Origin of the sequence: Cellulosilyticum ruminicola JCM 14822 (assembly GCF_001311925.1) — a bacterium.
Classification (GTDB): Bacteria; Bacillota; Clostridia; order Lachnospirales; family Cellulosilyticaceae; genus Cellulosilyticum; species Cellulosilyticum ruminicola.
In genome coordinates this window covers 1-8,836 of record NZ_BBCG01000089.1, presented here as the reverse complement: position 1 = coordinate 8,836, position 8,836 = coordinate 1, and the positions used below count along the sequence as shown (strand labels likewise).

General features: G+C 31.3%; 10 protein-coding genes. 9 read left to right on the top strand and 1 reads right to left on the bottom strand.

Annotation, left to right across the window (positions count from 1 at the left end; all coding sequences use genetic code 11):
- Positions 1-170 precede the first annotated feature (170 nt).
- From JCM14822_RS22135 to JCM14822_RS17055, 7 genes are all read left to right on the top strand, one after another.
- Complete coding sequence (locus tag JCM14822_RS22135; protein WP_242861546.1) at positions 171-620, top strand: hypothetical protein; 450 nt, start codon at positions 171-173, stop codon at positions 618-620.
- Positions 621-835: 215 nt separating this feature from the next.
- On the top strand, positions 836-1,291 hold the full coding sequence (locus tag JCM14822_RS22130; RefSeq protein ID WP_242861545.1) for a hypothetical protein: 456 nt from the start codon (positions 836-838) through the stop codon (positions 1,289-1,291).
- 20 nt (positions 1,292-1,311) lie between these two features.
- The gene (locus JCM14822_RS22125) at positions 1,312-1,473 is read left to right on the top strand and encodes a hypothetical protein (protein ID WP_242861544.1); all 162 of its coding nucleotides are present in this window, start codon (positions 1,312-1,314) and stop codon (positions 1,471-1,473) included.
- Positions 1,457-2,122, top strand: a complete 666-nt coding sequence (locus tag JCM14822_RS17070; RefSeq protein WP_054743686.1) for a DUF6320 domain-containing protein — start codon at positions 1,457-1,459, stop codon at positions 2,120-2,122. The genes JCM14822_RS22125 and JCM14822_RS17070 overlap by 17 nt, the downstream gene beginning before the upstream one ends.
- 24 nt (positions 2,123-2,146) lie before the next feature.
- Positions 2,147-3,055 (top strand): radical SAM protein, encoded by a 909-nt coding sequence (locus tag JCM14822_RS17065; RefSeq protein WP_172674853.1) that lies wholly within the window; start codon positions 2,147-2,149, stop codon positions 3,053-3,055.
- A 117-nt stretch (positions 3,056-3,172) separates the two neighbouring features.
- A complete protein-coding gene (locus tag JCM14822_RS17060) occupies positions 3,173-3,907 on the top strand; it encodes a thioesterase II family protein (RefSeq protein ID WP_054743681.1) in 735 nt (244 codons plus the stop codon).
- Positions 3,908-3,941: 34 nt separating this feature from the next.
- A complete protein-coding gene (locus tag JCM14822_RS17055) occupies positions 3,942-4,337 on the top strand; it encodes a hypothetical protein (RefSeq protein ID WP_054743679.1) in 396 nt (131 codons plus the stop codon).
- Positions 4,338-4,411: 74 nt separating this feature from the next.
- On the opposite strand, the gene JCM14822_RS17050 is transcribed toward JCM14822_RS17055, so the two are convergent.
- Positions 4,412-5,206 (bottom strand): polysaccharide deacetylase family protein, encoded by a 795-nt coding sequence (locus JCM14822_RS17050; protein ID WP_083461537.1) that lies wholly within the window; start codon positions 5,204-5,206, stop codon positions 4,412-4,414.
- A 219-nt stretch (positions 5,207-5,425) separates the two neighbouring features.
- Between JCM14822_RS17050 and JCM14822_RS17045 the strand changes: the two genes are divergently transcribed.
- Positions 5,426-6,076 (top strand): ribbon-helix-helix domain-containing protein, encoded by a 651-nt coding sequence (locus JCM14822_RS17045; RefSeq protein WP_054743676.1) that lies wholly within the window; start codon positions 5,426-5,428, stop codon positions 6,074-6,076.
- A 69-nt stretch (positions 6,077-6,145) separates the two neighbouring features.
- Positions 6,146-8,755 carry an ATP-dependent chaperone ClpB gene (gene clpB, locus JCM14822_RS17040; protein ID WP_054743674.1) on the top strand — a complete coding sequence of 870 codons (2,610 nt, stop codon included), beginning with the start codon at positions 6,146-6,148 and terminating at the stop codon, positions 8,753-8,755.
- The last annotated feature ends 81 nt before the right edge of the window (positions 8,756-8,836 follow it).

Below are 8,836 nucleotides of genomic sequence, written 5' to 3'. Positions count from 1 at the left end.
GCAGCTAAGCTGGTGGATTCTTATTTATAAAGCTATTTTACAAATAATGAATCTGACGCCATAAAATTCTATAATGTATGTGGAATAAAATGATAATAAATAACGTCATTACAAATAAAATATGGTATACTCAAAAAAGATATGAGATAAAAAGAGAAAGAGGAATAAAGGTGACAACAAGTAAAGAACAACTTAAGTGGAGGCGATTAGATAATACAGCTAAACTTTTCCCACTTATTGCAAGCGAAAATTTAAGCAATGTATTTCGAGTATCTGTAACTTTAAAGTATAAAATTATACCAAAGCTTTTAAAGCAGGCACTAGAAGAAATACTGCCATGGTTTGAAGGCTTTAGAGTAAGGTTGCGTCGTGGTGCATTTTGGTATTATTTTGAGATGAATCCTCGTAAACCTATTATCGAGGAAGAAAGTACATATCCTTGTCAATATATAGATCCGCGCAGTCATCAAATGTTCTTGTTTCGTGTGAGTTATTATGACAAACGAATCAATTTAGAAGTTTTTCATGCTGTAACTGATGGTATGGGAGCTATGAATTTTTTGAAAGAATTAACTTATCATTATTTAACGTTAAAAAATGTAATCAAGGTAATTCATTAATAAATGATAAGTATAGTTTAAAAACGCCAAGTAGCGAATGCTTTTTAGATACAGAGGATAGCTATATTAAAAATTACAAATCGCTAGATGTAAAAGGATATAGTCAAAAAAGAGCTTATCAACTTAAGGGAGAAACTTTAGAACTTCAAGGTGTAAGTATTATACATGGTTATATTGATGTTAAAACATTAAAAATGGCCTGTAAAAAGAAGAATGTGAGTATTACAAAGTATTTAACAGCACTAATCATTTGGGGCATTTATAAAGAGTATCTAAATGGACAAGTATCTAAGTTGCCTATTGCTATTAATGTGCCTATTAATTTAAGAAGCTTTTTTGAGTCGACTACAACAAGAAATTTTTTTGCAGTTTCAATGATTGAATTTTTACCTCAAGACGATACTTGTACGTTTGAAGATGTTTTAAAAGTAGTCTGTGAACAAATGGATGAAAAGATTACAAAAGATAAATTAGAACAAACTATATCCTATAATGTATCTAATGAAAAGAAACTTTATCTACGCTTAATGCCATTACCATTTAAAAACTTAGCTTTAAAATATATTTTTAGTCAAAGTAATAAGGCAACTACTACAACGCTTTCGAATTTAGGGACAATAGATGTATTACCTGAATTTAGAGAGGAAATAGAACGTTTCCATTTTTTATAGGTGTATCTAAGAAACAAAAGATGAAATGTAGTGTATGTAGCTATGGTGATGAGCTAGTATTAAGTTTTGCCAGTGTATTAAAACAACCGTATTTACAGCGACGAGTATTTCGTGAATTAGTTAAAGAAGGCGTAAAAATTAAAATAGAAAGTAATGGTGTTTTAAATGAAAATATGTCCTAAATGTCAAGTAGAAGTTTTGGATGATACTTGTGTCTGTCCACTTTGCCTTAGAGTTTTACAAGGAAAGGGAGGAGGGACAAGGATTTATCCTAAAGTGCAATTTAATGCAAAACGCTATCAATTGGTAAAACGTATGTTATGTTTTATGTTATTAATGATAGTTACATTATTTAGTGTTATTAATTACTTAATATACAATAGTTTAATGGGGTATATTATTGTAAGTGCAAGTGCGATTTATTTTGCAATAACTGTAAACTATTCAGTGCTACATAGAGCTAATTTAGCTGCCAAAATATTAGTTCAGACAATAGGTGCCCAGGTGCTGATCTTTGTTATAGATTATGCTATAGGTTATGAGGGGTGGTCTATTAACTATGCATTACCTTGTATTTGCTTGATTGCTAATTTAGCAATTATGCTTTTAATGATTATTAATCATATGAATTGCCAAGAGTATATTATGTATCAATTGTCTATGATTATTTTGAGTTTAGGGCAAATTATACTCATTGTACTTAAAGTAATAGAAAGACCAACCCTAGCGATAATAAGTGTGGCGATTTCAATTTTAATTTTATTAGGTACAATTCTTTTTGGGGATAAACGTGTTAAAAATGAATTAATTCGTCGTTTTCATACACAGTAATGAGATAGGTGGAGGTTAAAGATTTTGTTAGAATTTGAAGAATTATCACAATGTAAATTATGTCCTAGAGAATGTGGTGTTGATCGTTTACAAGGTAAAAAAGGATATTGCAAAGTAGATGGGCAATTGATTGTTGCGAGAGCAGGCTTACATTATTGGGAAGAACCTTGTATATCAGCTCAAAGTGGTTCGGGTACAGTGTTTTTTTCAGGATGTAATATGGGATGTGTTTTTTGTCAAAATCAAAAGATAGCATCAGGAAAAGCAGGAAAGTATATTACAACTCAAAGACTTACGGAAATATTTTTAGAATTACAAGAAAAAGGAGCTGTTAATATTAATTTGGTAACACCAACACATTATATTTATCAAATAAAAATAGCTCTTAAAAATGCTAAGGCAAAAGGCTTACATATTCCTATTGTTTATAATACAAGTGGTTATGAGAAGGTGGAAAGCTTAAAACTTTTAGAGGGGCTTATAGATATTTACTTACCAGATTTTAAATATTATTCTTCGCTTGTAGGAAAGAAGTATGCCAAGGTCAATGATTATTTTGAAAAGGCAAGTTTAGCATTAGAGGAGATGGTCAAACAAGTAGGCAGTCCAGTATTTAGTGAAGCAGGCATTATGCAAAAAGGTGTCATTGTAAGACATTTAATGCTTCCGGGTTATTTGCAGGATTCTAAAAATATTATTAGCTATTTATATGAAACTTATGGTAATCGTATTTATATTAGTATAATGAATCAGTATACTCCCCTTCAAGAACAAATTAAAGGCTTTCCAGAACTTAATCGAAAGGTGTCTAAAATATCCTATAAGAAACTTATAAATTATGCATCTGAATTAGGTGTAGAAAATGGATTTATACAACAAGGAGAAACAGCGTTAGAAAGTTTTATTCCGAATTTTAATAATGAAGGGGTTTAATGAAATTTAGTGTAGAATAAGCAATACAAAATGTACTTGCTGAAAAATGGAAGAATATGATATCATAAAGATAAAATATATTTTTATAATTTTCAAACAAAACTTGGAGGAATTAAAATGAAACTTATTGCTATACCCTTTGCAGGTGGAATGGGAAATGAGTTTAAGTCTTGGCAAGTATTAATAGATGAAGAAGTAGAATTAATAACGATTCAATATCCGGGAAGAGGAGAACGTAAAGAAGAGCCTTACATTACAGAATTTGAAACTCTTTTAGAGGATATTTTTAGGCAAGTTAAAGCTGTAATAGCTGATGATGAGGAATACTTATTGTTTGGACATAGTATGGGATGTATTTTTGCCTATGAATTATATTTTAAACTTAAAGAAAATGGATATATATTGCCTAAACATGTCTTTTTTTCAGGAAATTTCACACCTAAAGAGTGTCTTAAAGATGAGAAAAAATCAGAACTAGTAGAAGAAAAATTTAGGGATTATTTTATGCAACTAGGTGGTATTAGTATGAATGTTTTAGAAGATGAAAAGATGAGCCAAGAGCTATTTAAAAGGTTAAGATGTGATGTCTGTGCATTGGAAAGTTATATTTACAAACCACGAGAAGAGCAAATCGAATGTAATGTTTCAGTTTTAAATGGCATGCAAGATTATTTTGTAAGTTCCCAGCTGAGTTGGGAAAAAATTTTGCATAAAACATGTATTTATAAATGTTATCAAGGGGACCATTTCTTTATTTTTAAGCAAAAACAAGCTGTCGTTGCATACATACAAGAGATTGTATTAAAATTAAAACAAGCGCCTATTGTTTACAAAGAAGTAAAATACATATAATGTAAACAATAACATATGACATCTGGAGGTAAATATGCAAAGTTTAAAACAACTACAAGAAGATATAAAAGTATTAAAGACTAAGGAAACGTCAGAGCTTTATACAATATTAATTCAAACAGGTGAAGAAATAACAAAGACAATTCAACAGGTGATTGATTTTAGAAAAACAATGACTTTTCATAAAGGGTTAGATGCACTTCTCGAAGAAGTAGAAGAGTATGTAAATGATTTGCATGAAATATATACAAATGTTATTGAATCATCAAGTGTAACAATTCGTTTAAAACATCTTTTTGAGGTATTAGATGAAGCGATGGGTGGCATTGATGATTTTATTGAAAGTGTTAATGAGCTTTTCGAGGAACAAGGCTTTAATATAGATTATATTGAGAGTTGGGATATTGGATTCTTCATTGACAATATGTAGAAGTTTAGAAGAAAATTAATATAAACTAGTAGAAGGAAGTAGCCATTAATGGTACTTCCTTCTACTAGTTTATATTAATTTTCAGGTAAGAGTTCAAAAGTATAGCCCATACTTTTTGCTGTATTTATAAAATCACCAAGTACTTCTGTATTTGTTTTAGAAACAGCATGCAGTAAATAGATGGCACCGTTATGAAGATTATCACACATAAGTTGCTTAGCTGCAGAAGGATTGGGTTGTGCTTCTGGTTTCCAATCACAATAAGCAAAACTCCAAAAAATAGTTTTATAACCTAATGCTTGTGTCATTGCTAAAGAACATCTTGAATAATGCCCCATAGGTGGTCTAAAGAAATGTGGCATAGGACTGCCGGTAATAGCCGTATAAGCATCACTTACAGTGGTAAATTCTGCATTGAAATTCTCAGGATTTGCTGTGAGCGTTGGCATGGATTTATGATGATTAGAATGGTTACAAACAAGATGTCCTTCATCATACATGCGCTTTATAAGATCGGGATTATCATTTAGATAAGGTAATGTAACAAAAAACATTGCTTTTGTATCTGTTTCTTTTAAGACATCTAAGATTTTACTAGTATAACCATTTTCATAGCCTTCATCAAAAGTTAAATAAATGACGGGACGAGAAGTGTCACCAACAGCAAAGGCATCATAATCGGAGAGTTTGAAGCTTAATTTATCATTAAACCCAGGGGTTTGATGATTTTTGGCTCTTACAAGCCACCAATCGATTTTAGTATTGCTTAAGTTAGTAGGTGTGGTGGCTAAAAGTGGAGGGGAGATGTGTATAATACTTAGACTTAACAGGAAAATAAGTAAAGAAAAATAAAAAATTCGTTTTAACATTATGCTCATCCTTTGTTCTGATTTTAAACTTAGTTTGACCTTTTTTATAAAAATTATAAGTATAAAAATATTAGGGAAAGTATTAAAGAAGCATAAAAATATAAGGATGTGACATAATAAAATGTAAGTAATATAGAATAACTCGTCAAAATGATTATATAATAGTATTGACAAATTATTAGATTAGGAATACAATAATCTCAGAAAAGAGGTGAAGAGATGAAGAAAAGCGTATATAGTTTAGTGCTCATGGATGATGTGATTGAAGCAATTGATAAATTAGCTTATTCAGTTGGTATGAGCCGTTCACAGCTTATAAATGAAATTCTTGCTGAAAAGGTGGCCATGCGTACACCACAACAGCGTATGCAACAACTTTTTGAGGAACTTTCAACTTATTTAGTACCTCATGAAAGATTTCAAATTCAAAATCAAGCAGCAGAACATATGTATAGTATAAAAAGTGCATTGCGCTATAAATATAATCCAACTATTCGTTATAGTTTTTATATTAATCAAAGTCAAGGACAACTTATTGGACAGCTTCGCATTGTATCACGTACACAAAGTCCTGTGCTTTCAGGTTATTTAAAGACATTCTTTAATTTTTGGTCTGCACTTGAAAATAGTAAACATTCAGTTTCTTGGTCTCAAGAAGAAGGCGTTAAATGGTTACGTATTCTGAAACTTGAAGAGCTTAATACGCCTCAAAATGCACCTTATTTAGCAAGCTATTTATCGGATTATATTAAGATGCTAGATGAAGGATTACGTATCTTTTTTACACAAATTGAACGACAACTTGAAAATCCAGAAGAACTTGCAGCCTATTATGAAAGTTATTGTAAGACGCATAAAACATTAATTTAATAAAATTTAAAATTAATAAAATTTAAAATAGAATAATTTATAAATACCATATAAAAGGAGGCATATGTTATGAATACACAAAAATTTACAAAACGTTCTATAGAAGCAATTACACGTGCGCAACAAATTGGAATGGAACATCAAAATAATCAAATAGAACAAGTACATCTTGTATATGCACTTTTGACACAAGAGCAAGGGCTTATTCCACAGTTAATGACAAAAATGAATGTAAGTATAGAAGATATGTTACAATCAGTGGTAGAAGTTATTAATCGCCTACCAAGAGTGAGTGGCCCAGGACGTGAATTTGATAAAATTTATGTTTCAACGAGTGTAGATGGTGCTTTAAATTATAGTGAAAAGATTGCAGATAAAATGCAAGATGAATATATTTCTGTAGAGCATATTATGCTTGCGCTTATTGAGAAAGCTGATTATGAACTTGATAAAATACTTAAAGCTTATCATATTACAGCTAAGTCATTTAAAGAAGTGTTAAGTGAGGTAAGAGGAAGCAGCCGAGTTACAAGCGAAGAACCAGAAGGAACATATGATGTACTGAATAAATATGGGTATGATCTTGTAGAACGTGCAAAAGATCATAAATTAGATCCAGTTATTGGTCGTGATAGTGAAATTCGAAATGTTATTCGTATTCTTTCACGTAAAACTAAAAATAACCCTGTTTTAATTGGAGAGCCTGGTGTTGGTAAAACAGCTATAGCAGAAGGATTAGCTGAGCGTATCGTAAAAGGAGATGTACCAGAAAGCTTAAAAGATCGTCGTATCTTTTCTTTGGATATGGGCTCACTTATTGCAGGTGCTAAATATCGTGGAGAATTTGAAGAGAGACTAAAAGCTGTACTTCAAGAAATTAAAAAGAGTGAAGGGAAAATTATTTTATTCATTGATGAACTTCATACAATTGTAGGTGCAGGTAAAACAGAAGGTTCTATGGATGCAGGCAACTTATTAAAACCAATGCTTGCAAGAGGGGAACTTCATTGTATAGGTGCCACAACACTTAACGAATATCGTCAATACATTGAAAAAGATGCTGCGCTTGAAAGACGTTTTCAACCTGTAATGGTAGCAGAACCTACAGTAGAAGATACAATTGCTATCTTGAGAGGTATCAAAGAGCGTTATGAAATCTATCATGGCGTACAAATTCAAGATAATGCACTGATTGCAGCGGCAACACTTTCAGATCGCTATATTTCAGATCGTTTCTTGCCAGATAAAGCAATTGACTTAGTAGATGAAGCTTGTGCAATGCTTCGTACAGAAATTGATTCATTGCCTACAGAGGTAGATGAAATTGCACGTAAAGTATTACAATTAGAAATTGCAGAAGCTGCACTAAAAAAAGAAGAAGATCCTATTTCAAAACAAAATTTAGCTGAGACACAAAAAGAGCTTGCAGAACTTCGCGAAAAACTTAGAAGTATGAAAGCACAATGGGAAAATGAAAAGCAAATGATTACTAATGTACGTTCTTTAAAAGAAAAAATTGAGGCAGAAACTGCAAATATGCAAAAAGCAGAAAGAGAATATGACTATAATAAAGCTGCTGAACTAAAATATGGTACAATCCCGAATCTTAAGAAAGAATTAGAAGAAGCAGAAGAAAGAGTTCATGCAAATGGTGATGATAAGCTACTTCGTGATAAAGTTAATGAAGAAGAGATTGCTAAAATTATTGCAAGATGGACACAAATTCCAATTACAAAACTTATGGAGAGTGAACGTGCAAAGCTTTTACATTTAGATGATATTTTACATGAACGCGTTATTGGACAAAATGAAGCTGTTGAAAAAGTAACAGATGCAATCTTACGTTCTAGAGCAGGAATTAAAGATCCTAGAAGACCAATTGGATCATTCTTATTCTTAGGACCTACTGGAGTAGGTAAAACTGAACTTGCCAAAGCACTTTCTGAAGCATTATTTGATGATGAACACAGTATGATTCGTATTGATATGAGTGAATATATGGAGAAACATTCTGTGGCGAGACTTATTGGAGCACCTCCAGGATATGTGGGTTATGATGAAGGGGGACAATTAACAGAAGCAGTAAGACGCAAACCTTATGCTGTTATATTATTTGATGAAGTTGAAAAAGCACATCCAGATGTATTTAATGTGTTACTTCAAGTTCTAGATGATGGGCGTATTACAGATTCTAAAGGACGTACAGTAGACTTTAAAAATACAATTATCATTTTAACTTCTAATATTGGTTCACAAATAATCTTAGGTGGTATTGATGAAAAGGGGAATATTAGTGAAGAAGCTGAAGAAAATGTAAATAGTTTGCTTAAAACACACTTTAGACCTGAGTTTTTAAATCGTTTAGATGAGATTGTGCTTTATAAACCACTTCATCAAAATGAGATTATGCAAATTGTAGGATTACTTGCTAAAGATATTAATAAACGACTTGAAGAGCAACAATTATCAGTTCAATTAACAGATGTAGCTAAAGCATATATTGCTGAGCAAGGATTTGATCCTATATTTGGTGCAAGACCACTTAAAAGATTTTTACAACGTAAAGTAGAAACACTCATTGCACGTAAGTTAATAGCAGAAGAAGTACAGCCATTTTCAACATTTATAGTAGACTATATAGATGGTAGACTTGAAATATCGATACAAAGTAATCGATAATGTAAAGCAAAAATAACTACTTATAAAATTTAAATGGCAATAAAATACAAATTTGAAAGAGAGAAAATAAGATTTTCTCTC